Source organism: Rhodococcus sp. 14-2470-1a (genome assembly GCF_002259425.1).
GTDB classification, from domain to species: domain Bacteria; phylum Actinomycetota; class Actinomycetes; order Mycobacteriales; family Mycobacteriaceae; genus Rhodococcoides; species Rhodococcoides fascians_E.
The window spans coordinates 222,631-244,995 of sequence record NZ_NPFZ01000016.1; the positions used below are offsets into that span (position 1 = coordinate 222,631).

24 protein-coding genes are annotated in these 22,365 nt (G+C 64.9%); 11 read left to right on the plus strand and 13 right to left on the minus strand.

The genetic code is table 11. From position 1 onward, the window contains the following. Window positions 1–112: 112 nt before the first annotated feature. The 4 genes from CH292_RS09305 to CH292_RS09320 all read left to right on the plus strand — a co-directional run bounded on the left by CH292_RS09305 (window position 113) and on the right by CH292_RS09320 (window position 5,216). The gene (locus CH292_RS09305; protein WP_094654534.1) at window positions 113–1,591 is read left to right on the plus strand and encodes a carboxylesterase/lipase family protein; all 1,479 of its coding nucleotides are present in this window, start codon (window positions 113–115) and stop codon (window positions 1,589–1,591) included. A gap of 90 nt (window positions 1,592–1,681) precedes the next feature. After that, entirely contained in the window at window positions 1,682–2,176 is a 495-nt protein-coding gene (locus CH292_RS09310) for a 2Fe-2S iron-sulfur cluster-binding protein (RefSeq protein WP_019665325.1), read from the plus strand. Then, a complete protein-coding gene (locus CH292_RS09315; protein WP_020113083.1) occupies window positions 2,173–3,168 on the plus strand; it encodes a xanthine dehydrogenase family protein subunit M in 996 nt (331 codons plus the stop codon). Before CH292_RS09310 ends, CH292_RS09315 begins: the two co-directional genes overlap by 4 nt. Next, on the plus strand, window positions 3,165–5,216 hold the full coding sequence (locus tag CH292_RS09320; protein WP_094654535.1) for a xanthine dehydrogenase family protein molybdopterin-binding subunit: 2,052 nt from the start codon (window positions 3,165–3,167) through the stop codon (window positions 5,214–5,216). Before CH292_RS09315 ends, CH292_RS09320 begins: the two co-directional genes overlap by 4 nt. A gap of 40 nt (window positions 5,217–5,256) precedes the next feature. Here CH292_RS09320 and CH292_RS09325 read toward each other — a convergent pair whose 3' ends face one another. Genes CH292_RS09325 through CH292_RS09340 form a run of 4 tightly spaced genes read right to left on the minus strand, consistent with a single transcriptional unit; the run spans window position 5,257 to window position 8,544 of the window. Then, complete coding sequence (locus CH292_RS09325) at window positions 5,257–6,003, minus strand: amino acid ABC transporter ATP-binding protein (RefSeq protein ID WP_094654536.1); 747 nt, start codon at window positions 6,001–6,003, stop codon at window positions 5,257–5,259. Then, window positions 6,000–7,484 (minus strand): ABC transporter permease subunit, encoded by a 1,485-nt coding sequence (locus CH292_RS09330; RefSeq protein ID WP_080733889.1) that lies wholly within the window; start codon window positions 7,482–7,484, stop codon window positions 6,000–6,002. Before CH292_RS09330 ends, CH292_RS09325 begins: the two co-directional genes overlap by 4 nt. A gap of 9 nt (window positions 7,485–7,493) precedes the next feature. Then, window positions 7,494–7,976, minus strand: coding sequence for a RidA family protein (locus CH292_RS09335; protein WP_020113080.1), 483 nt, complete (start codon window positions 7,974–7,976; stop codon window positions 7,494–7,496). Between the two features lies 1 nt (window position 7,977). Next, window positions 7,978–8,544, minus strand: coding sequence for a histidine phosphatase family protein (locus tag CH292_RS09340; RefSeq protein WP_019665319.1), 567 nt, complete (start codon window positions 8,542–8,544; stop codon window positions 7,978–7,980). A 77-nt stretch (window positions 8,545–8,621) separates the two neighbouring features. On the opposite strand from CH292_RS09340, the gene CH292_RS09345 reads away from it, so the two are divergent. Both CH292_RS09345 and CH292_RS09350 read left to right on the plus strand, forming a co-directional pair. Next, window positions 8,622–9,797 carry an acyl-CoA dehydrogenase family protein gene (locus CH292_RS09345; protein WP_019665318.1) on the plus strand — a complete coding sequence of 392 codons (1,176 nt, stop codon included), beginning with the start codon at window positions 8,622–8,624 and terminating at the stop codon, window positions 9,795–9,797. Window positions 9,798–9,807: 10 nt separating this feature from the next. Next, entirely contained in the window at window positions 9,808–10,905 is a 1,098-nt protein-coding gene (locus tag CH292_RS09350; protein ID WP_020113079.1) for an acyl-CoA dehydrogenase family protein, read from the plus strand. A gap of 54 nt (window positions 10,906–10,959) precedes the next feature. Here CH292_RS09350 and CH292_RS09355 read toward each other — a convergent pair whose 3' ends face one another. Further along, on the minus strand, window positions 10,960–11,754 hold the full coding sequence (locus CH292_RS09355; RefSeq protein WP_019665316.1) for an alpha/beta fold hydrolase: 795 nt from the start codon (window positions 11,752–11,754) through the stop codon (window positions 10,960–10,962). 190 nt (window positions 11,755–11,944) lie between these two features. Between CH292_RS09355 and CH292_RS09360 the strand changes: the two genes are divergently transcribed. Beyond that, window positions 11,945–12,850 (plus strand): phosphodiesterase, encoded by a 906-nt coding sequence (locus CH292_RS09360; RefSeq protein ID WP_094654537.1) that lies wholly within the window; start codon window positions 11,945–11,947, stop codon window positions 12,848–12,850. A 1-nt stretch (window position 12,851) separates the two neighbouring features. Here CH292_RS09360 and CH292_RS09365 read toward each other — a convergent pair whose 3' ends face one another. From CH292_RS09365 to CH292_RS09375, 3 genes are all read right to left on the minus strand, one after another. Next, window positions 12,852–14,282, minus strand: a complete 1,431-nt coding sequence (locus tag CH292_RS09365; protein WP_094654538.1) for a stealth family protein — start codon at window positions 14,280–14,282, stop codon at window positions 12,852–12,854. Window positions 14,283–14,511: 229 nt separating this feature from the next. Next, window positions 14,512–14,871, minus strand: a complete 360-nt coding sequence (locus CH292_RS09370; protein WP_094654539.1) for a VanZ family protein — start codon at window positions 14,869–14,871, stop codon at window positions 14,512–14,514. A 10-nt stretch (window positions 14,872–14,881) separates the two neighbouring features. Further along, on the minus strand, window positions 14,882–15,514 hold the full coding sequence (locus CH292_RS09375) for a trans-aconitate 2-methyltransferase (RefSeq protein WP_019665312.1): 633 nt from the start codon (window positions 15,512–15,514) through the stop codon (window positions 14,882–14,884). Between the two features lie 85 nt (window positions 15,515–15,599). Here CH292_RS09375 and CH292_RS09380 point away from each other — a divergent pair, with 85 nt between their 5' ends. Then, window positions 15,600–16,079, plus strand: a complete 480-nt coding sequence (locus CH292_RS09380) for a phosphoribosyltransferase (protein ID WP_094654540.1) — start codon at window positions 15,600–15,602, stop codon at window positions 16,077–16,079. A 40-nt stretch (window positions 16,080–16,119) separates the two neighbouring features. Here the strand turns inward: CH292_RS09380 and CH292_RS09385 are convergent, their stop codons facing one another. Next, on the minus strand, window positions 16,120–17,184 hold the full coding sequence (locus tag CH292_RS09385) for an NADPH:quinone reductase (protein WP_094654556.1): 1,065 nt from the start codon (window positions 17,182–17,184) through the stop codon (window positions 16,120–16,122). 33 nt (window positions 17,185–17,217) lie between these two features. Between CH292_RS09385 and CH292_RS09390 the strand changes: the two genes are divergently transcribed. Then, complete coding sequence (locus CH292_RS09390; protein WP_094654541.1) at window positions 17,218–17,730, plus strand: DUF664 domain-containing protein; 513 nt, start codon at window positions 17,218–17,220, stop codon at window positions 17,728–17,730. 29 nt (window positions 17,731–17,759) lie between these two features. Here CH292_RS09390 and CH292_RS09395 read toward each other — a convergent pair whose 3' ends face one another. Then, window positions 17,760–18,260 (minus strand): SRPBCC family protein, encoded by a 501-nt coding sequence (locus CH292_RS09395; protein ID WP_094654542.1) that lies wholly within the window; start codon window positions 18,258–18,260, stop codon window positions 17,760–17,762. Continuing rightward, the gene (locus CH292_RS09400; protein WP_094654557.1) at window positions 18,257–19,078 is read right to left on the minus strand and encodes an SDR family oxidoreductase; all 822 of its coding nucleotides are present in this window, start codon (window positions 19,076–19,078) and stop codon (window positions 18,257–18,259) included. The genes CH292_RS09395 and CH292_RS09400 overlap by 4 nt, the downstream gene beginning before the upstream one ends. Before the next feature lie 72 nt (window positions 19,079–19,150). Here CH292_RS09400 and CH292_RS09405 point away from each other — a divergent pair, with 72 nt between their 5' ends. Continuing rightward, the gene (locus CH292_RS09405; RefSeq protein ID WP_020113067.1) at window positions 19,151–20,173 is read left to right on the plus strand and encodes an iron-siderophore ABC transporter substrate-binding protein; all 1,023 of its coding nucleotides are present in this window, start codon (window positions 19,151–19,153) and stop codon (window positions 20,171–20,173) included. A 5-nt stretch (window positions 20,174–20,178) separates the two neighbouring features. On the opposite strand, the gene CH292_RS09410 is transcribed toward CH292_RS09405, so the two are convergent. Together CH292_RS09410 and CH292_RS09415 are read right to left on the minus strand one after the other, a co-directional pair. After that, window positions 20,179–20,646, minus strand: a complete 468-nt coding sequence (locus CH292_RS09410) for a GbsR/MarR family transcriptional regulator (protein ID WP_020113066.1) — start codon at window positions 20,644–20,646, stop codon at window positions 20,179–20,181. A gap of 35 nt (window positions 20,647–20,681) precedes the next feature. Next, on the minus strand, window positions 20,682–22,160 hold the full coding sequence (locus CH292_RS09415) for a cryptochrome/photolyase family protein (RefSeq protein WP_019665292.1): 1,479 nt from the start codon (window positions 22,158–22,160) through the stop codon (window positions 20,682–20,684). Between the two features lie 57 nt (window positions 22,161–22,217). Here CH292_RS09415 and CH292_RS29285 point away from each other — a divergent pair, with 57 nt between their 5' ends. Then, window positions 22,218–22,352 (plus strand): hypothetical protein, encoded by a 135-nt coding sequence (locus CH292_RS29285; RefSeq protein ID WP_256977988.1) that lies wholly within the window; start codon window positions 22,218–22,220, stop codon window positions 22,350–22,352. The last annotated feature ends 13 nt before the right edge of the window (window positions 22,353–22,365 follow it).

Consider the following 22,365-nt stretch of genomic DNA (forward strand, 5'->3'; position numbering starts at 1 on the left):
CACCCGCACGTCGGATGGGGGTTTTCTCGTGTCCACCGGGCCGGTGGTCCGCACCTCGAGAATTCGATCGACTTGTCGGGACGACGCACCGCCGGCAGGGGATCATGAGTCGGTGATCGCGCAGACACTGTATGGACAGGTGCAGGGAATCGTCGACGACGGTGTGGCCGTGTGGAAGGGAATTCCCTACGCGGCGCCCCCGGTGGGCGATCTGCGGCTGCGGGCACCGCGGCCGCCGACGGCATGGTCGGGCGTGCGCGACGCGACCGAGTTCGGGCACATCGCGCCGCAGACCGAGCACGGCCCCCTGCCCATCGACCCGGGCCTGACCGTCGGCGAGGACTGCCTGACGCTCAACGTGTGGAGCCCGGCCGGCGCCCGAGGCTTGCCGGTGATGGTGTGGATTCACGGCGGCGCGTACTACCTGGGCAACTCCGCGCAACGGGTGTACGACGGCAGGACGCTGGTCACCGACGGTCAGGTGGTGCTGGTGACGGTGGGCTACCGTCTCGGTGCGCTGGGGTTTCTGGATTTCTCGGCGTTCGGGGATTTCGATTCCAACGTCGGTCTGCGTGATCAGATCGCGGCTCTGGAATGGGTGCGGGACAACATTGCGGGCTTCGGCGGTGATCCGTCGCAGGTGACGCTGTTCGGGGAGTCGGCGGGCGGTGGGTCGGTCACCACCCTGATGGTCTCGCCTGCGGCTGCCGGACTGTTCCACCGGGTCATCGCGGAGAGCTCCCCGGCGACATCGGTGTACGGGGCGCAGAGGGCGTCGTCCATCGCAGAGCGTTTCCTGGAACTCGCGGGGGTGGAGGCGTCGGGACTGCGGGGGCTCGACATCGGGGACATCGTGCGAGCGACGGGTGAGTTGGTGCAGGAGATCCCGGCGAAAGTGCCGGGAACCTTGGCGCTGGCTCCCGTCGTCGACAGGGATCTGGTCCCGCACTACCCGGTCGCGGCCTTCCAGAAGGGGTACCAGCACGCGGTCCCTCTGTTGATCGGGACCAACCACGACGAATCGTCGATGTTCAAGCTGATGAAGTCGCCGTTGATGCCGATCACCCCGGACAAGGTGCACGAGATGTTCCAGGCGATCGCCGAGGATCATCCCGAGATGAGGTCCGACGAGGAAGTGGAGGTCACGTCGGCCTATCCGGGGTATCCGACGAAGCGGTCGGCGCTCGAAATTTCGCGCGATGCAGCGTTTCGAATGCCGACGCTGTGGATCGCGGAGGCGCACAGTCGTCGGGCACGCACTTATCTGTATCGCTTCGACCAGGCGACTCCGTTCCTGAAGATCACCAGGCTGGGCGCGATGCACGGTACCGAGGTGCCCTATGTGTTCGGCAACTTCGGCGTCGTTCCCAAGGATCCGACGTTCAAGCTGGGTGGTCGCAGAACTGCAGAAGCGGTCGGTGAGCGTCTCCGGCGCCGCTGGGTCGATTTCGCGTACGGACGTGATCCGTGGGCTCCGTACGACGAGGCGACTCGGACGACTCTGTTGATCGACAAGCACGACACGGAGGTCGACGACCCGGACCGCGAACTCCGTCGGGCATGGGGTGAGGAGATTCTCGGGTTCACCTAGATTTACTCACATAGGCGAGGGAGGTTAGGCTGGCCTTCGTTGTGCGCCACTATGTTTGAGAATTCTACGATCCTGGGTAATTGCGACCGCATGACCAGAGTGACGCTGCGCGTGAACGGCACCGACCACGATTTCGACTGCGATGTGCGGACGACTCTGCTCGACGCACTTCGAGAACATCTCGATCTGATCGGCGCCAAGAAGGGATGCGATCACGGCCAGTGCGGTGCGTGCACCGTGCTCGTCGACGGCCGCCGCATCAACAGCTGCCTCGCCCTCGCAGTCGGCTACCAGGGCCGCGAGGTGGTGACCGTGGAGGGCCTCGCCGACGGTGACACGCTCCATCCTGTGCAACAGGCCTTCGTCGACAACGACGCGTTTCAGTGCGGATACTGTACGTCCGGGCAGATCTGCTCGGCCGTTGCCGTCATCGAGGAGGCGAAGCAAGGCTGGCCGAGCGCGGTCACCGAGGACGATCACCCACGCCTGACCCGCGAGGAAGTCCGCGAACGGATGTCCGGCAACCTGTGCCGCTGCGGTGCCTACGCCAACATCGTGCCCGCAGTGATGGAGGCAAGCGAATGAAGACGTTCACCTACGACGTCGCCACCGACGTCGCCGACGCTGTGAATCGGCTTGCGTCGGATCCGGATTCCGCGCTTCTGGGCGGTGGGACCAACCTGGTCGATCTGATGAAGCTCGGTGCGGCGCAACCGTCGTCGCTCATCGACGTGACGAGGTTGCCGCTCGGTGAGATCGACATTCTGGACGACGGGTCGCTTCGGGTCGGCGCAGCGGTGAGCAACAGTGATCTGGCTGTGCATCCGGTGGTTCGCTCGCGCTATCCCGTGTTGTCGCGTGCGGTGTTGTCCGGTGCGTCGGGTCAGCTCCGCAACATGGCCACCGTCGGGGGCAATCTGTTCCAGCGCACGAGGTGTGTCTACTTCATGGACACCTCCAAGCCGTGCAACAAACGTGATCCTGGTTCCGGCTGTCCGGCCATCGCGGGTGATCATCGCAACCTCGCCATCCTCGGGGCGTCGGATCATTGTGTGGCGACGCATCCGTCGGACATGGCAGTGGCGTTGACCGCGTTGGATGCGGTGGTGAACATTCAGGGCCCGCACGGGGCCCATCGTGTGCCGATCGGGGAGCTGTACCGGCTACCCGGACACGATCCCGATCTGGACACCACCATCGGCCACGACGAGATCGTCACCTCCATCGACATTCCTGCGCTGCCCGACGGCGCGGTGTCGCTGTACCGAAAGGTGCGCGACCGTGCGTCCTACGCATTCGCGCTCGCGTCGGTGGCTGCGGTCCTTCGGGTGGAGGGCGGTCAGGTCACCGAGGCGCGCGTGGCGCTCGGCGGAGTCGCGCACAAGCCGTGGCGTGCGATCACCGCGGAGGGTGAACTGCTGGGCAGGTCAGCGAAGCACGAGGCGTTTCGTGAAGCGATCGACTTGGAATTGAAGGCCGCGGTGCCGTTGCGGGACAACGGGTTCAAAGTTCCCTTGGTGCGCAATCTGGTGACCGAGGCCCTGACCGATCTGGCAGCCAGGAGTGTGCAGGAATGAGTACCGCATCGATAGGGCAGTCGATCCCCCGGACGGAGAGCGTCGCGAAGGTGACCGGCCAGGCGCGATACGCTGTCGAGCAGCATGCGGAGACGGCGCCGGCCTACTGCTGGTATGTCCCGGCGGAGATTCCTACAGGTCGCGTCACCCAGGTGACCGCGCCGGCCGACGTCACGCTGCTGTGGCACGAGAACGCCGAGAAATTGGGTGAGATCGAGGACACCGAACTTGCTGTGCTGCAATCCGATCGAGTCGCCTACCGTGGTCAGATCGTCGCCGCAGTGGTGGCCGACTCCCTGGAGGCCGCACGCGAGGGCGCCGCGCAGGTTCGGGTGACGTACGCGGACGAGGCGCGGCCGGACAACGAACTGACGACGGATCACGCGTCGCTGTATGCGCCGGTGACCGTCAACGCAGGGTTTCCGACCGACGTGACCGTCGGCGATCCTGACTCGGCGTTGGCGTCCGCGGCCCACGTCGTCGACCGCTGGTACACGACGGCTCCCATGCACAACAGTCCGATGGAACCGCACGCGACGACAGCGCAATGGTCGGACGGCGTTCTGACGGTGTGGGATTCGACGCAGGCGCCCTCCGGAGTCCAAGGGGACCTCGCGACGGTGTTCGGTCTGGACCCGTCGAACGTCCGCGTCGTCGCCGAGAACGTCGGCGGCGGGTTCGGCGCCAAGGGCAGTACCCGGCCGAACGCGGTGCTGGCGGCCATGGCGTCGCGTGCCGTCGGCCGCACTGTCAAGCTGGCGTTGCCGAGGCAGGCGTTGTTCGATCTCGTCGGATACCGCACGCCGACGATCAACCACGTCCAGTTGGGTGCATCCGCCGACGGCACCCTCGCGGCGTTGGCACACGACACGTTTCAGCAGACGTCGCAGATCTTCGAATTCTGCGAGCAGACCGCGGAGTCGTCGCGCCACATCTACGCCTCGCCCCACCGTCGCACCACGCATCGACTGGCAGTGCTGGATGTCCCGACGCCGCGCTGGATGCGGGCACCTGGCGAGGCTCCCGGGATGTTCGCGGTGGAGACGGCGATCGACGAGTTGTCCTACGAGGTCGGAATCGATCCGATCGAGTTGAGAATACTGAACGAACCGGACGTGGACCCGGCGAGTGGCAACGCGTTCTCCTCGCGCAGCGTCGTCGAGTGTCTGCGTGAGGGAGCCGAGAGGTTCGGGTGGGCGGAGCGCGATCCACGTCCGGGGCATCGCAGGGAAGGGCGCAAGCTCATCGGTACCGGTGTCGCCACGGCGAGTTACCCGGTGCTGATCAGCCCGTCGACGGCGTCGGCGACGCGGGCCGAGGACGGCTCCGTCACGGTGTCCGTGGCGGCGTCGGACATCGGTACCGGCGCTCGAACCGTGTTGCGGCAGATCGCCGCCGATGCCCTCGGTGTGTCCGCGGATCTCGTGGTCCTGAAGCTGGGTGACAGTGCGCTGCCGAAGGCCCCAGGTGCAGGCGGTTCCTCGGGCACGTCGTCCTGGGGGTGGGCGGTGACGAAGGCGTGCACGGAACTCGCCTCGAAGACCGGCCCGGCCGAGGTCACCGTCGACACCTCCGACGACCTGGACGCGCAGAAGGACTTCGCACGCATGGCGTTCGGTGCGCAGTTCGCCGAGGTCGAGGTGGACGTCGACACCGGTGAGGTGCGGGTCCGGCGAATGCTCGGTGTCTTCGGGATCGGGCGTGTGATGAATCCGCGCCTCGCTCGGTCGCAACTGATCGGCGGCATGACCTTCGGGATCGGCATGGCGTTGATGGAAGCGGGAAACACCGATCCGGAGTTCGGCGGATTCTCCAACCACGACTTCGCCGAGTATCACGTTCCGGTGTGCGCGGACATTCCCGTCGACATCGAGGCGACCTGGGTCGAGGAGCACGACGACGAACTGAGCCCCATGGGAGGCAAGGGAATCGGCGAAATCGGTACGGTCGGTTCCCCCGCAGCGATCGGTAACGCCGTCTTCCATGCCACCGGCGTGCGGGTCCGGGACCTTCCCATCACTCTGGACAAGGTCCTTCCGCACCTCTAGTCACGTGCGCGGAAATGTAGGCCAATGCCTACATTTCCGCTCACAGGAGCAGACGGCTGAGGAACTGCCTCGTTCGGGCCTCGGCGGGGTTCTTCAGTACGTCGGCGGGAGTTCCGCGTTCGACCACGACGCCGCCTTCGATGAACAGCACCTCGTCGGCGACCTGCTCGGCGAACCGGATCTCGTGGGTCACGATGACCATCGTCCAGCCCTCGGACGCGAGTTGTTTGATGACGGCGAGGACTTCGCCGACGAGTTCGGGATCGAGTGCCGACGTCGGTTCGTCGAACAGCATCAGTTTCGGTTTCAGCGCCAATGCCCGTGCGATGCCGACGCGTTGCTGTTGGCCGCCGGAGAGCTGGAACGGGTACTGATCGGCCTTGGCGTCGAGGCCGACCTGGTCGAGCAGGCGGTGTGCGTCGGCTTCGGCGTCCGCGCGGGGGCGCTTCTGCACGATGACGGGGCCTTCGGTGATGTTCTGCAACACGGTCTTGTGCGGGAACAGGTTGTGCTGCTGAAACACCATTCCGCTCTGGGCGCGATATGCGCGCAGAGCTGCGGCGGAGGGGTTCGCGCCGAAGTCCACGGCCACGTCGCCGATGCGGACGATGCCTGCATCGGCGGGATCGAGAGCGTTCAGAGATCGCAGAACCGTGGTCTTGCCCGATCCCGACGGGCCGATGATGACGGTGACCGTGCCCGACGGCACCGTGAAGGAGACGTCGCTGAGGACGTCGATCGGGCCGAACGACTTTCGCAGAGACTTGACTTCGAGAAGATCTGTCATTTGGCCACGTACCTGTCGAGTCGGACTTCGAGTTTGCCTTGGAAGAACGAGAGGATCATGCAGATCACCCAGTAGTAGAGGGCGGCGACGCTGTAGAGCGCGAAGAAGTCGAAGGTGGGTGCGGCGGCGAGCTGGGCGACGCGCAGAAGTTCGGTCACGAGGATCGTCGACGCCAGCGAAGTGTCCTTCACCAGCGAGATCAGTGTGTTCGACAGCGGAGGGACCGCGGTACGCAGGGCTTGGGGAAGGACGATGCGCTGCAGCGTGGTCCGGTAGCCCATACCGATGGTCTGCGACGCTTCCCACTGGCCCTTGGGCACGCTGAGGATGGCGGCTCGGATGACTTCCGCGGCGTATCCGCCGACGTTGAGGGAGAAGGCGATCACCGCGGCAGGGAACGGATCGATCACGACGCCGAACTGAGGCAGCGCGTAGAAGACGATGAACAGCTGCAGCAGCAGGGGAGTGCCGCGAATGATCGAGACGTAGAACCGGGCGGCCGACGAGAGCGCTGTGGTGGACGAGATCCGCGCCAGCGCGACGCCGAGGGCGATGACGAGTCCGACGACGAAACTGATGGCGGTGAGCGGAATCGTCATGGTGACGGTGGCCTTCAGCATCGGCCAGAGGTTGTCGAGGATCAGGTCGAACTTCGACTGTTGTTCGCTCGCAGCGCCGTCGGACGTCGGAGCCTGGGTGTCCGCGGTGGGTGCAGCGACGGCCGAGCCGAAGTACTTCTCGGAGATCCGGGCGAGTGTGCCGTCGGCCTGAAGGGTGTCGATCGCGGCGTCGATGTCGTCCATCAGTCCGCTGTCCTTGCGGGCGGCGAACGCCTGATAGCTGGTGTCTCCGGTTTGTGCGGCGACCTTCACGCCGGTGTCGCCGGTTTCCTTCAGATATTCGGCGACGGCGAGGCTGTCGTTCACGGTGGCGTCGACTCGGCCGTCCTTCACCAGGGTGACCGCTTGGACGAACCCTTCGACAGCCTCCACGTCGGCACCGGCATCGGCGGCCACCTCGGCCCAGTTGCTCGTCGACGACTGCGCGGTGGTCTTGCCGGCGAGGTCGGCGACGGAGGTGATGGAAGTGTTGTTCGCCGCGGTGAGGATCTCGCCTTCGGAGACGGTGTACGGCTTGGACAGGTCGTACGCGCTCTGCCGTTCGGGGTTGATGGTGACCTGGTTGGCGATCAGGTCGAAGCGCTGCGATTCGAGGCCGGCGAAGATCGAATCGAACGGTGTCTGCACGAATTCGACGCCGACCCCGAGTTCGCCGGCGACGGCATTGACGACGTCGATGTCGTACCCGGTCAGTTGGCCGTCGGAACCTTGGAAGCTGAACGGACTGTAGGTCCCTTCGGTGCCGACGACGATCACGCCGTCGTCGCGGATCTTGTCCAGTACCGAACCGGACGATCCGCAGCCGGCCACGGCGAGCAGAGCGACGATCGCGGCCAGTAGAGCGAGCGCTTTTCGGTGCACTGGAAAAACCTACCCGTCGATTTCCAATTCCGCCGAGACAACCACGGCATTGTTCATCGGTAGCGCGGCCACGCCGATCGCGCTGCGGGCATGTGCCCCGATCTCCGGGCCGAACACCTGAAGGACGACGTCGGAGAAACCGTTGATCACGGTGGTGGTCTGTGTGAAGCCGTGGTCCGCGTTCACCATCCCGGAGACGGTCAGCCAGGCCGAGACGCGGTCGAGGTCGCCGACAGCGCGACGGACGCTGGCCAGCACCGCGAGAGCCGCGTCTCGCGCCGCGTCGGTGGCCGCGTCGAGGGAGATGTCCGACGGCACCGCACCGAACGGGCCTGCGAGGGAGCCGTCGGGACGCTGCGGTGAGTGACCGGATACGTACACCCGGTTGCCGCGGACCCGGGCCCAGTCGAAGCAGAATTCGAATCCGGGAGGTGCCTGCGCCTCGGCGGGGAGGACGAAGCCGAGTTCTTCGATGCGTTTCTCGATGTGCATGTCACCACAGCCTCGTCGTCGGGACACCGTTGATCGTCTCGACGGTCCATCCGGATCCGTCGTGCAGGAGCGTCGAGACGCCCGCGTTGAGGATCCGTGGGGACGTGACGCCCCGGATGGCGTCGAGAATGCCGCGGATGACTCCGCCGTGCGCGACGGCGATGACCGAGGACTCGGGATTCGCGGCCGCGATCTCGTCGACCGCGCGCACTCCGCGGACGATCATGTCGCGTCGTGGCTCGAGGCCGGGATACATCCCGTGCGGCCAGTGGGAGTACGCGTCGTAGTCGGTGAACCCCTCCGCGGCGCCGAAGTGACGTTCGGCGAGATCGGGGTAGGTGGCGGTGCGGGAGATACCGAGGTGCGAGCCGATGATGTCGGCCGTCTCGGCCGCACGCGAGAGCGGTGAGGAGACCAGCAGGTCCCACGAGTGTTCGGACAGTTCGTACACGGCTTCGCGGGCCTGTGCGCGTCCGGTGTCGTTGAGTGGGATGTCGGAACTGCCCTGGAGACGGCCGTGAAGATTCCAGTCGGTTTCTCCGTGCCGGACCAGTGCCAGAAAAGTCATAGTGAAGAGAAGATTATCGCAGTTACCGCAGAGTACGGTCGAAGAGGACATACGTGGTCGATATCGGAGGCACCCCTATGAATCTTGCCCTGACAGAGGAGGAAGCCGCATTTCGCGACGAGATGCGGACGTTCTTCACCACCGAGATTCCCGCGGAGATCCGCGAGAAGAACCGGGTGGGCATCGAACTGAGCCGTGAGGACATGGTGACGACGATGCGAATTCTCAACGCCAACGGCCTCGCGGTCCCGCACTGGCCCAGCGAGTTCGGTGGCAGGGATTGGACGGCAGTACAGCATCACATCTGGCTCGACGAGATGCAGCTGGCATCGGTTCCCGAGCCGCTCGCGTTCAACGCGTCGATGGTCGGGCCGGTCATCGCGACGTTCGGTTCGCAGGAACAGAAGGAGAAGTTCCTCCCGAAGACCGCGAATCTGGACATCTGGTGGTGTCAGGGATTCTCGGAGCCGGAGGCAGGTTCGGACCTCGCGTCGCTGCGGACGACGGCACTGCGTGACGGAGACGACTACATCGTCAACGGGCAGAAGACGTGGACGACGCTGGGGCAGTATGCGGATTGGATTTTCGCGCTCGTGCGGACGAATCCTGATGCGCCGAAGAAGCAGGCAGGTATTTCCTTCCTGTTGATCGATCTGCAGACGCCGGGCATCACGGTGCGCCCGATCAAGTTGATCGACGGCAGCGTCGAGGTCAACGAGGTGTTCTTCGAGAACGTGCGCGTTCCCGCGGAAAACCTTGTGGGCGAGGAGAACCAGGGCTGGAGTTACGCGAAGTTCCTGCTGGGGAACGAGCGGACGGGTGTCGCCCGCGTCGGCCACACCAAGGTTCGGCTCGAGCGCGCGAAGGAGTACGCGGCGGCGACGAAGGTCGGCGAGGGTACGTTGCTCGAGGACCCGCTGTTCGCGGCGCGGTTCGCGGAGCTGGAAAACGAGGTTCTGGCACTGGAACTGACTCAGCTGCGATTGGTGTCGAGTTCCGCCGACGGCAAGCCCAACCCGGCGTCGTCGATTCTGAAACTCCGTGGTTCGGAATTGCAGCAGTCCGCGACGGAGGTGTTGATGGACATCGCCGGTCCGGATTCGTTGCCCTACGAGGCCGGTGACGACATCGAGAGTCCCGGCTGGGCTCAACGTTCGGTTCCGACGTATCTGAACTATCGCAAGGTCTCCATCTACGGTGGCTCCAACGAAGTTCAGCGGCAGATCATCGCGTCGACGATTCTCGGACTGTGAGGGTAGGGCAATGGATTTCGAACTGAACGAAGAACAGAAACTTCTCCGCGACACCACGCGTGAGGTGCTCACCCGCGCGTACGACACCGAGAAGCGCAACAAGATCGTGGCCGCTGATCCGGGGTGGTCGACGGACGTGTGGAAGCAATTGGCCGAGGTGGGGTTGCTCGGGTTGAGCTTCAGCGAGGACGACGGCGGCATGGATGCCGGTCCGGTCGAGATCATGGCCGTCATGACCGAGGTGGGTCGACGGCTCGCCCCGGAGCCGATTCTCGACGCCGTCCTCCTTCCCGGTGGGCTGATCTCCGCGGTCGGTTCTGCCGATCAGCGCAAGCGGGTGCTGCCGGGGGTTTCGGAGGGATCGACGTTGCTTGCGTTCGCGCACAACGAAACCGGCAGCCGGTGGCCCGACGTCGAGGTGAAGGTCGCTGCGACGGAGGACGGTGGATCCTGGTCTTTGAGTGGGGTCAAGAATCCGGTTCCGCACGGCGGTTCGGCGAACGTGATCGTGGTCAGTGCGGCGCTTCCGGGCGGCGGAACGGGACTGTTTCTGGTCGACGGTGACGCAACGGGTCTCGAGCGGAAGAGCTACGTGACGCACGACGGCGGCCGGGCGGCGCAGCTGTCCTTCACCGACGTCGCGGCCGAGCCGTTGGGTGACGGATCGGACGCGAGTGCTGCGATCGTTGCTGCCGAGGTCAAGGCGCAGGCTGCCCTGGCGGCCGAGGCTGTCGGCGCGATGGAGGAAGCGCTGCGTCTGACCACCGATTATCTGAAGCAGCGCAAGCAGTTCGGCGTTCCGCTCGCCAAGTTCCAGGCCCTCACGTTCCGCGCCGCGGACATGTACGTGCTGCTCGAACTGGCGCGCAGCATGTCGCTGTACGCGACGATGAACCTGGCCGACGACGTGGTCGATCAGACGGTGGCGTCGCGCACGAAGCTGCAGATCTCGCGGTCGTCGCGCAAGATCGGGCAGGAAGCGATCCAGTTGCACGGTGGTATCGGCGTGACCGCCGAGTACCCGGTGGGTCATTACGTGTCGCGGTTGACGGCGATCGAGCACACCTTCGGTGGTGCGGACGAGCACCTGCGCATTCTGTCTCGCTGATCCCTACGTGCGCGGAAATGCAGGCCCTGGCCTACATTTCCGCGCACAGCGGAGTCAGGACGCGTCGACGATCAGGTCGACGACTGCACCCGGGTTGGACACGAGGATCGCGTGCGAGCCCGGGACCTCGGTGATCTCTGCGCCTGCGCGTTCGGCCATGAACTTCTCCGAGGCCGGCGGAATGATCTGGTCCTGCTGGGGGATCAGTGCGTAGCTCTTGGTGTCCGCCCAGGACGGCGGTTCGCTCGGCTCGATCAGGGCGGTGGCCGCGATCGACTTCTGGCTCGCGATCATCTTCGCCGCCTGCTCGTCGCTGACGTCGGGAGCGAAGTACTGCTTGAACAGACTCGGCGAGATGTAGCCGTCGACGTTCTTGCCGAGGATGTTGGTCGAGTCGTCGACGATGCCGAGGCCGAGCACCGGCGGCAGCAGCGATGTCAGACCGAAACGGAACGGGTCGAGTGCCAGCGCGGCGGGTTCGCCCGCGGCGGGTGCGAAGGCCGCGACGTACACCAAGGATTCCACGTTCGACGCGTGCACGTTGGTGATGACCGAGCCGCCGTAGGAATGCCCGACGAGCACTACGGGCCCGTCGATGCCCTGGACGACCTTCTCGACGGCTGCGGAGTCGTAGCCGGGCCCACGGAGCGGGTTGTCCGGAACGACGACGTCGTATCCCCGAGCGCGTAGGTCTGCTGCGACGCCGTCCCAGCTGGAGGTGTCGGCGAAGGCGCCGTGGACGAGCACGACGGTGGGCAAGTCCTGCGCAGCTGCGGTTCCTGTGCCGAGCAGCAGGCTTGCTGCCAGTGCCGCGGTGGCAGCGGCGACTTTGGATCGAGTGAACTTCATGGGCGGGATCCTCTCGTAGGGAGTGGACCCAAATCTAGGCCACTGCGCCGGTGCCGGGACTCCCGGCAGATGTTCGTTCCATGTTGGTGTGACGTACCCGCGCTATTTTCCTCTGGAGTCTTGGCTAGGGTTGAGGAAGAGGACCACGCGATCAGCGTGCCCACCACGGCCGATCGGAAGCGAGTTACCGATGAAGGCTCGGACGGCGGAGTATCCACGCCCGAATCACTGCTTGTTGCACGTCAGCGATACCCATCTGGTTGCCGACGGAGATCTGTACGGCGCAGTGGACAGTACTGCCAGGTTGACCCGTCTTCTCGCCGACGTCGAGGCGTCCGGTGTTCGCCCCGACGCGTTCGTCTTCACGGGGGATCTGACCGATCGAGGGGAGCCGGGCGCGTACGACACCTTGCGCCGCCTCGTCGAACCCGTTGCCGACGCCTTGGGTGCGACGGTCGTCTGGGCGATGGGCAATCACGACGATCGGGCGACGTTTCGGTCGCGGCTGCTCGATCAGGAGCACGCGTCGGGGTCGGTCGATCGTGTCCACGACATCGACGGCCTCCGCGTGATCACCCTCGATTCGACGGTCCCCGGCGCACATCACGGTGAAGTGACGGCCGCGCAGTTGGATTGGCTCGCCGATGTTCTCGCCACCCCGGCCGAGTTCGGGACCATTCTCGCCATGCATCATCCTCCGGTTCCGACGGTGCTGGATCTGGCGGTGCTCGTCGAACTGGTCGATCAGCACAGGCTGGCCGACGTGGTCCGCGGCACCGATGTTCGGTCCATCATCGCCGGGCATCTGCATTATTCGACGACGGCGACGTTCGCCGGAATTCCGGTGTCGGTAGCGTCGGCGACGTGTTACACCCAGGACTTGAGTGTGGAGCCGGGCGCGATCCGCGGCCGGGACGGGGCCCAGGCGTTCAACCTGGTGCACGTCTACGACGACACCGTCGTGCATTCGGTGGTGCCGATAGGCTCGTACGACACCGTCGGCGAGTACGTCTCGGCCGACGAGGTCGCAACGCGGCTCGACCGCGCGGGCGTGACGATTGCCGACAGCACTCGCCACTCGAGAGTGGACGTCTAGTTCACTCGGCCCGAGCCGAACTTTCCCACGGCGCGACGATGGGGAAGTAGCGGTCGAGGAACTCGGTGACGCGATGGGTGCGCACTTCGAGATCGACCTCCGGAAAGCTGCCGTCGTTGAGACAGAAGAAGTCGACTGCGCGTTTGGGCAGCATCGATTCCATCCGGTGGAGACCGGCGTATGCCGTGGTGTCGATGTAGGTGACCTTCGCGTCGCGTTGCACCACCGCTCGGCCGCTCATCAAGGCGTAGTAGTGGTAGAGCGAGTTCGTCACCGAGATGTTGGTGCTCGCACGGAACACGCTGGCCGCGGTGGACGCGAACTCGTCGGGAAACTCGTTCTCCATCTCCTGCATGACGCTCTTGCGCAACGGGGTCGCTGCGTGTTCGAGGTGGCGGGTGGTCGTCATGCCGAATCGGTCCTGTAGGAGCCGACGGTTGACGCGGGCGGCGTTCTCGAATCCGCTCCGGTCGGCGTCGTTGTAGCCCAGTCCGATTCGGATGGGGGCTTCGATGAACATGCTGATGCCGCCGGGGGAGAAGAACATCTGCGGTCCGACGGGTCGACCGAAGAACATGTCGTCGTTGGAGTAGAGGAAGTGCTCGGACAGTCCGGGGATGTGGTGCAGCTGGCACTCGACGGCCTGTGAATTGTGGGTCGGCAGTACGGACGTGTCGACGAAGAAGGTCTCGCTCGGCACGAACGTGACGCGTGGATCGTCGGCGAGCCACGACGGCCGGTCGGAGTCGGTTGCGACGAAGATTCGCCTGATCCACGGTGCATACATGTGGATCGATCGGAGGGCGTACTTCAGCTCGTCGATCTGACGGAAGCGTGCGGCGGACGCGTCCCCCTCGCCGACGACGTAGTTCTGCATGCGCTTCGCGCGTTGAGCCTGGAATTCCGCCGACGAACCGTCGACCCAGGAGAACACGATGTCGATGTCGAAATTGATGTCGGACGCGTGGTCGGCGAACATGTTCTCGATGGTCGGCCACGTCTTGCCGAACCGGTCGACGGTGCCGCGTACCGCTTCCTCCGGTTTGATCGTTCGGCGGGTCAGAGAGTTCTCGACGGGCAGAACGATGTCCGACGCCGAGATGTCCCACAGTTCGATCTGTACCGCGGTGGACGCGCCGTAGTTCAAACCGCTCGTCGGTTCTGCGCGGGGTCGGAACAACCGGAAGATTCGTGCGTAGGGTGAGTCGTCGAGTCCTCCGTCGGCGACGAGCACTGCCTTGCCGCGTTTGAGGTCGACGGTCTTGCAGTAGAACGGCTCGGCGGTGCATGCCGCCACCAGAGCGTCCCGAAGAGCAGAGCGACGCGAATCGTCGATGGCGACGACCGGCCGTTCGTCGTTTCCTCGCACCAGGAGGTACGGGATCGCTGCGTCGTCGAGCACGGCCCTGACGAACAGAAGATCCTCGACCATCGCCTGGTGAGGCGTCGTCGAGGTGATCTTCAGTGCGAACCGACCGCCGAACGGAACGATGTCCGCGCGGCCGGTGAGGCGTGCAGTCGTATCGGCCGACGCGCCGAGGACGGGTTCGTCCGAGTCCTGCTCGGGAGGAACGAGGTAGATATCGTGCGGAGCGGACGTCGAGGTGATGGTGAACCTTCCGGAGGTGGCGTGCGAGCCGAGGACCCCCGGAGCAGTGTGCTCAGTGTATAGCCGACCGGGCCGGAAGGACGCGGACGGCGATCAGCAGGCCTGCGCAGACGCCGAGGACGTCGAACACCGCGTCGAGTGCCGACCCGCTGCGCCCCAGTGGAAGCAGAGCCTGGAGGACCTCCGACGCCGCCGCGAACGCCACCGTCCAGGCGAGGGTCACCCGCACGGTGATACCGGCGAATCGCGACGAGTACGCCAGCGCCGCGAACAGGAGGAAGTGAATGACCTTGTCGCTGTGCTGAAAACCACTGGGCACGCCGGACGCCGGTGTGAACAGGATGATCATCGCCGCCGACAGCGACACGGCCAACGGGGCGTAGTACTTCAGCGGCATGTACTTCAGCGGCATTCGGTCGAGTCTAGGTGCGTTCCGTCGGCTGGGAGCGACGCAGGAGGACCACCGTGTCGGTGCGCTCGGCGGGTGTGCCGTCCGGGTCGATTCCGGGACGGGCGCGGTCCTCGGCGACGACCGTCGTCCACTGGTCCTCGTCGAAGAGGGCAGTGATGGTGTCGACGTCGAACAGCATCTGCGCGTGCTGGTGGTGCGACGCGAGGTGGTCGTTGGGGCTGTGCCCGACGATCAGCAGGTGCCCGCCGGGGGCCACCGCGGTACCGAAACGCTGGAACGCGGGGCCGACCTGATGGGGAGGCAGTTGGAAGAAGTGCGCAGTGACGAGGTCGTACCGTTCCTCGGGCTCCCACGTCAGCAAATCGCGGTGCAGCCACGTGATGGTGCGGTCGCCTTGTGTCTCTCGGGCGCGCTCGATGGCAACCGCCGAGATGTCGGCGCCGGTCGTCGTCCACCCGTTGTCGGCCAGCCAGCGTGCGTCGCCGCCCTCGCCACTGCCGATGTCGAGCGCAGTTCCCGGGATGAGCTCGGAGGCCTCGGTGATCAGGACTGGGTTGGCGTTCCCGCTCCAGCGCTGCGCCTGCTCGGTGTAGAGATTGTCCCAGAAGGCCTGATCGAACACGGGCTCGTCATGTGTGTGCATGGGTCCAGGATGCAAGCCTCCTTGTCATTTCGCAACACTGTTTGCTGTTTCGGCAAGACTTTGTCGATCGGCCTACGCTTCGTGCATGACAGACGGAGGACGCGAAGTCCTGACCTGGGAGACGTTCGGAACCGCATCTCGTGAGCTGACGCGGTCGATTGTGGACAGCGGGTTCGAGCCCGAAATCGTGATTGCGATCGCTCGCGGCGGTTTGATCCCTGCAGGCGCCATCGCGTACGCGATGGGCGTCAAGGCCGCGGGCACGCTGAACGTGGAGTTCTACTCCGACGTCGAGGAGACGCTGCCGGACCCGGTGGTTCTGGAGCCGCTGTTGGACACCGATGCCATCGTCGGCAAGCGATTGCTCGTGGTCGACGACGTCGCGGATTCCGGTCGCACACTCGCACTCGTCGTCGAGCTGCTGAAGAAGCACACGGACGAGGTGAAGTCCGCGGTGATCTACACCAAGCCGCAGTCGATCATCGCGCCGGATTTCTCCTGGCGCGAGACGGACCTGTGGATCAATTTTCCGTGGAGCTCGTTGCCCGTCATCACCCCTACGTGAGTGGAATGTAGGCCCTGGCCTACATTCCACTCACATAGGCTCAGAGGTCTATCAACACCTTTCCGACGGTGCCGTTTTCCACGGCATCGTGGGCAGCTGCGGTGTCTGCCAGGGAGAAGCGGTGCAGAGGTAGGCCCGCGTCCTCACCCACCTCGAGGACGCCGGCTGCAGCAGCGGCTGTGACGTCTTCTTCGGCGGCTTTCAGCGCGTCTGCACCGACGGTGTAGAGCAGCACGAACTGGTAGCGGGCGTTGGTCACCATGTTCGGCCGAATGTCGAGGGTGAAGCTGTCGCCGCCGTTGTTGGCGTATATCGCGATCGATGCGCGGTTCGCGGCGACGGCGGCGTTCAACTCCGCGTTCTGCGCGGGCGCGACCTCGACGATCAGGTCCACTCCGTTCGGTGCGATCGCGCGGATTTCGGAGGCGGCGTCGCCGGTCTTGTAGTTGACGACGTGGTGGGCTCCCGCGGCTGTCGCGAGGGCGGCCTTCTCGGGTCCGCTGACGGTGGTCACGACGGTTGCTCCTGCCCATCGGGCCAGCTGGATCGCCGCGTGCCCGACGGCTCCGGCGCCACCGGCCACGAGGACCGTCTTGCCGTCGAGGGCGGAGGGGTGCAGTCGTGTCGGTCCGTCCTCGGAGACCGTCAGGGCGCGGTGAGCGGTCATCGCGGGTACGCCGAGGGATGCGCCGACGTCGAAGGAGACGTTCTCGGGTAACCGGACGACGTGGTCGGCGGACACGACGGTGTACTCCTGGGCGGTGCCGGAGGGGCGTTGGTACTGGGAAAGATAGAGCCAGACGCGGTCGCCGTTGGCGAGGCCTTCCACTCCCGGTCCGGTGGCGTCGACGGTGCCTGCGCCATCCTGGTTGGGGGAGACCTCGTCGAAGGCGAGTTCGCCGGTCGCGCCGCTTCGGTTCTTCCAGTCGGTGGGGTTGACGCCGGAGACGGCGACCTTGACGCGCACTTCGCCTGGTCCGGGTTCGGGGATGTCGCGGTCCTCGAGGGTGAGTACGGATGAGTCGCCGGTCCGGGTGTACCTGATTGCCTTCATGCTCGGTGCAACGGGCGCACGGGTGACGGAAATTCCGGCGACAGAATTCATCGTGGGGTATGCATGAGATGTGCCGACGAAAGGATGCTCGTGAATCACGCCGAAGTACTGGTGGACGCTTTCGAACGCGTCAAGGGTGTCGTGCACGACACCCTCGACGACATCCCGGAGCATGCTCTGATGTTCCGTGCCGACTCCGAGGCCAACACGGTCGCCTGGTTGATCTGGCATCTGACGCGCGTGCAGGACGACCATGTAGCTGGAGTGGCCGGTTCCGAGCAGGTATGGACCGCCGATGGGTGGAGCGACCGGTTCGCGCTGCCGTTCGACGACGGTGCGATCGGCTACGGACAGTCGTCCGACGATGTCGCAGCGGTCACGAGCAGTGCTGATCTGCTGCGCGACTACCACGACGCCGTCCATGCGAAAACCGTTGCGTACGTGCAGTCTCTGTCCGTCGAGGATCTCGATCGGGTGGTCGACGACAATTGGGATCCGCCGGTGACCCTCGGTGTTCGTCTCGTTTCGGTTGTGTCCGACGATCTTCAGCACGCAGGCCAGGCTGCCTACGTTCGGGGGCTGGCGGACAGAGCCTGATCGGCAGCCGTCGAACTTCTGCTCGGCGGTTACTTGGCAGCGAAGTGAGTCTGCAGATTCTCCAACGTCTTCCGGATGTTACGACGCTGGAACTCGGGGAAGGTCTTGCCGCTCGTGACGATCTTGTCGAACACGAATGCCACTGCGTCGGGCCATTTCCGGCGATCGTCGGTCCAGGTTTCGGTGACTTTCGTTCCCTGAGGCGTGGGCTCGAAATCGTATCGCCACGTCGCGTTCGCGCCCTTCAGGCGAGGAGATTTCACGCCGATCGCGAAGACTCGAAACTCGAACGTCTTCCCGGGGTCGGCGACGGTCACCGTCGAGCGTGTCACCCACTGCGCCCGGCCCCGCTTGTTGCGGCCGTCGAATTGCATTCCCACGTAGGTGGAGTCGCGCGGGTCGAGCACGACGGCGCCGAGGTTCTCGGGACTCCACGATCCCATGTGTGTGGGGTCGCTGATCGCGTCGTACAGTTCCTCGGCGGTGGCGTCGACGACGATGCTGTCGGAGACGGCGAATTCGCGCGTCATGACGACGTTCCCTTTCGAAGGCCCGGATGGCTGCGGGCGAGGACGGGTACCAGCAGTGTTCGCGGCGTGACTGCCGCGAAGATCGATGCGACGCGGTTGATCAGTCCTGGGATCGCCACCATCTGCCCCTTGGCCATTCCGTCGACGGCGGTCTTCGCGACGGCATCCGCAGGCACCCACATGACGGGCGGCAACGCTGCTTCGGCGTCTTCCTTGGCGAATCCGGCGGCTTCGCCGAAACCGGTGTCGACGGGGCCGGGGCACAACGCCGTCGCGGTGACACCGGTCCCTTTCAGTTCGCCGCTCAGGCTCTGGGTGTAGGAGAGCACGAAGGCTTTGCAGGCGCCGTATCCGGCCTGTCCGGGGAGCGGCTGGAACGCTGCGGTGGAGGCGACGTTGAGCACGGCCCCGCGTCGCCGAGCGGTCATTCCGGGGAGGAATCGACTGCACAGGTCGGCGACGGACGCGACGTCGACCTCGATCATGTTCAGCTCGGCGTCGGGATCCGAGGCGGCTACGGGGCCGAGGGTGGACAGGCCCGCGTTGTTGACGAGGATGTCCGGGACGAGCCCGAGGTGCTCGATCCGCTGCAGCAGGTCAGCCCGGTCGGACCTGACCGACAGATCGGCAGGAAGAACCTCCACGCGGACCCGAGCGCTCAGTTCGTCCGCCAGCTCCCGTAACTTCTCCGCCCGCCTCGCGACGAGGGTGACGCCGTGGCCCCGCGAGGCGAGTTCGCGTGCGATGGCTTCGCCGATGCCCGACGAGGCGCCGGTGACGACGGCAGTGCGGTCCGGGGCAGGACGGGGAAGGCTCATGTGCACCACCGTAGCGTCTGCGAACTTTCATTCGATTTGAAAATTCGAGATAGGTTAGCCTATGGTCAATTGATGATCATCGCCTCTCGCCGGCGCGCTGCGGCGCTGTCCGGACTCGTTGCTACAGCGTTGGTTCTCGCTGGGTGTGGGTCGACCGAACCCGCCGACTCGGACACCTCGGGCGATTTCGCCGCCGTCACGATCGATTCCGCGCTCGGCCAAGCCGTCATCACCGAGAAACCGGAACGCATCGTGACACTCGGCATGGGATCGGCCGAGACGGCGATCGCGCTGGGCACCGTTCCCGTCGGAGTCGAGGAATATCCGTGGGGAAGTGACGATTCCGGGTATCTGCCCTGGATCGACGAGGCGCTGGACGACGACCGGTTGCCGCAGCAGTTCACCGGCGGAACCGAGCTGAACATCGAGGCGATCCTCGCACTCGACCCGGATCTGATCCTGGCGCCGTGGTCGGGAATCACGCAGCAGCAGTTCGACGCACTCAACGGCTTCGCTCCCGTGGTCGCGTACGAGGAGCAGCCGTGGACCATCACCTGGGAAGACCAGATCTCCGTGATCGGCAAGGCCATGGGTGAGCAGGAGCGCGCGGCGGAGGAGATCGACAAGATCAAGAGCCGGTTCGCCGACGCCACCGCCTCGCATCCGGAGTACGAGGACGTCTCGTTCTCCTACATCTACAACACCGGCCCCGGCACGCTCGGTGTGTTCCTCGCGGAGGAGCAGCGGGTCGCGATGGTCCGTGCACTCGGACTCCAGGTCGATCCCGTGGTCTACACCCTCGACGAGACCGAGGGCACCGATTCCGCGGTCATCGGGCTCGAGAACGCCAACCTGTTGAACGATTCGGATCTGATCTTCACATTCTACTCGGACGCGCAGAACCGCAGCGACACCGAAGCGCAGCCGGCGTACAACCAGATCCCCGCGGTGAATCGCGGATCGGTCGTGGCGCCCACCGAGCAGCCGTTCGTCACGGGCTCCTCGATCATCAACCCCCTGACCGTTCCGTGGGCGCTCGAGCGATACGTCCCGATGATCGACGAGGCCATCGCGAAGCTGCCCGCTCGGGGTTGACCGAGCTAGGAATCCCGTTCTTCCTTGAACCGATTCCACTCGCTGCGCAGCATCCGGTTGTCGATGATCCACCCCATGTAGTCACGCATGTTGAGCACACGGAGATACGCCGGCCCGCTCGGGTCGGCGTATTTCAGTGCTTCGGTGGCCAGTGCGCGCTGATTCTCGAGGTAGGCATGTTCGGTTTCGAGGAATCCGCCCCAGACGTCCGCGTCCATGACGTAGTAGTGCGTCCGATCCTTCGGTCGCCGAACCTGTTTGACGAATCCGCGCGTGATGAGGCGTCGGATGTAGTTCGATACCGATCCGCGTGAGGTGTTCAGAGCCTCGGCGAGTTCGGCAGCACTCACACCCGGTGTCTCGTCGATCAGCAGATACCCCATGATCCTGCCCTCGATGCGCGACGCCCCGCCGGACTGCCAGTAGTCGGCGAAGCGCTCGACGAACCACTCGGGGAATCGACCGTCGTTCATCGATGATTCTCTCGTTCCAGCACGGAACGATTGTGTCAGAATACCTCTCGCTGTGCCTCCTGCTCGAGGACCTGGTCGAGGTCGGACAACCTGTTCATCGAGGACACCTGGCGTGCGGTTCGGTGGTTGTGAGACAACCGATCTCGATGTCGGTGCACGAACGCCCAGTACCCGGCCGTGAACGGGCACGCGTCGCGCCCGAGTCGCTTCTTGGGGTTGTACTCGCATCCACCGCAGTGATCGGTCATTCGGTTCAGATAGGCGCCGCCGGATGCATACGGTTTCGTGGCGATGAGACCGCCGTCGGCATGCTGGCTCATGCCGATGACGTTGACGGGCATGACCCACGCGAACCCGTCGACGAAGGCGGTGGCGAACCACTCGGTGAGGGCGCGAGGGTCGTAGCCGCGCTGCAGTGCGAAGTTGCCCAGGATCATCAACCTCGGGATGTGATGCACCCAGCCGCGGTCGCGGAGTTCGGACAGCGTGTGCGCCAGGCAGGCGGCGATCGGCTCGTCACCGTCGAGGTCGGTGAACCACTTCGGCAGCGGGACGTGAGCATCGAGTTCGTTCCGATCGATGTACTCGGGTCCGAAGTGCCAGTACAGATGCCACACGTACTCACGCCATCCGAGTATCTGCCGGACGAACCCCTCGACCGACGCCAGCGACGCGTCGCCGTCGCGCCAGGCCTTCTCAGCGGCCTCCGCCACGTCGATCGGCTCGAGCAATCCCATGTTCAGCGGCACCGACAACAACGAATGCGCCATCGTCCAGTCCTGCGTCATCACGGCGTCCTCGTACTTGCCGAAGTCCTGAAGTCGGTAGGACACGAAGTGCTCCAAAGCCTTTCGTGCCTCGGCTGCAGTCACCGCGAACAGTCGGGGGCCGTCGTTGCCGACGGTGTCCAGCTCCATCGCGTCCAGATCTGCGCGTACCTGCTCGTCGATGTCGTCCTCGGTCGGCCACCACGGCGGGTCGACGCCGAGCGTCGCCTGCTTCTTCGGTGGTGGCTCACGGTTCTCCTCGTCGAGATTCCAGACACCCTGCACCGGTTCGTCACCGGACATCAGGATCTCGAAGCGTCGCCTCTGATCGCGATAGAAGGTTTCCATCCGGAACTGGTGACGATTACCTGCCCACTCCGCGAAATCCGCTCGACTCAGCGCGAACATCGGCGTCGGCAACACGTCCTCGACGAGACCTTCCTGGAACAACCCGTCGACGAAGGCCTCGGCTGCGTGCGATGTCGGCTCGAAGACCACGACGGGCTTGCCGAACTGTTCGAGCGCCTCCCGATAGGTCTCGGTTCTGAGATAGGTCGCGCGGTCTCCCAGCTCGTCGGCCAGGTGCCTCATCCCGGACAGCACCAGGTGGAGCTTCTGCCGGTGGAAAGGCCGTCGTCGGAGCACGCGTGCACTCTCGATCAGCAGAACCTCGCGGTCACGGAAGTCCGGCGTGGAATGGAAATGCGGACCGAGTTGATCGCCGAACAGCCAGAGCGGGGAGTTCATGCACGGCAGAATGCTCCCATCCATAGGCCTGCAAACCCGCTCGCTGTGTGCGGAACTGTGCGCGATACAGGGAAGTGGCCTGCACTGGCGACTGTCATCGCCACGATCGATCCGAATGGCGGCGTCGGGAAGTCCACGACGACTGCCGCCGTGGCCGAGCGCATCATCGCGACCGCCGGTGTGTATCCGTAGTCAGAATCTTGCT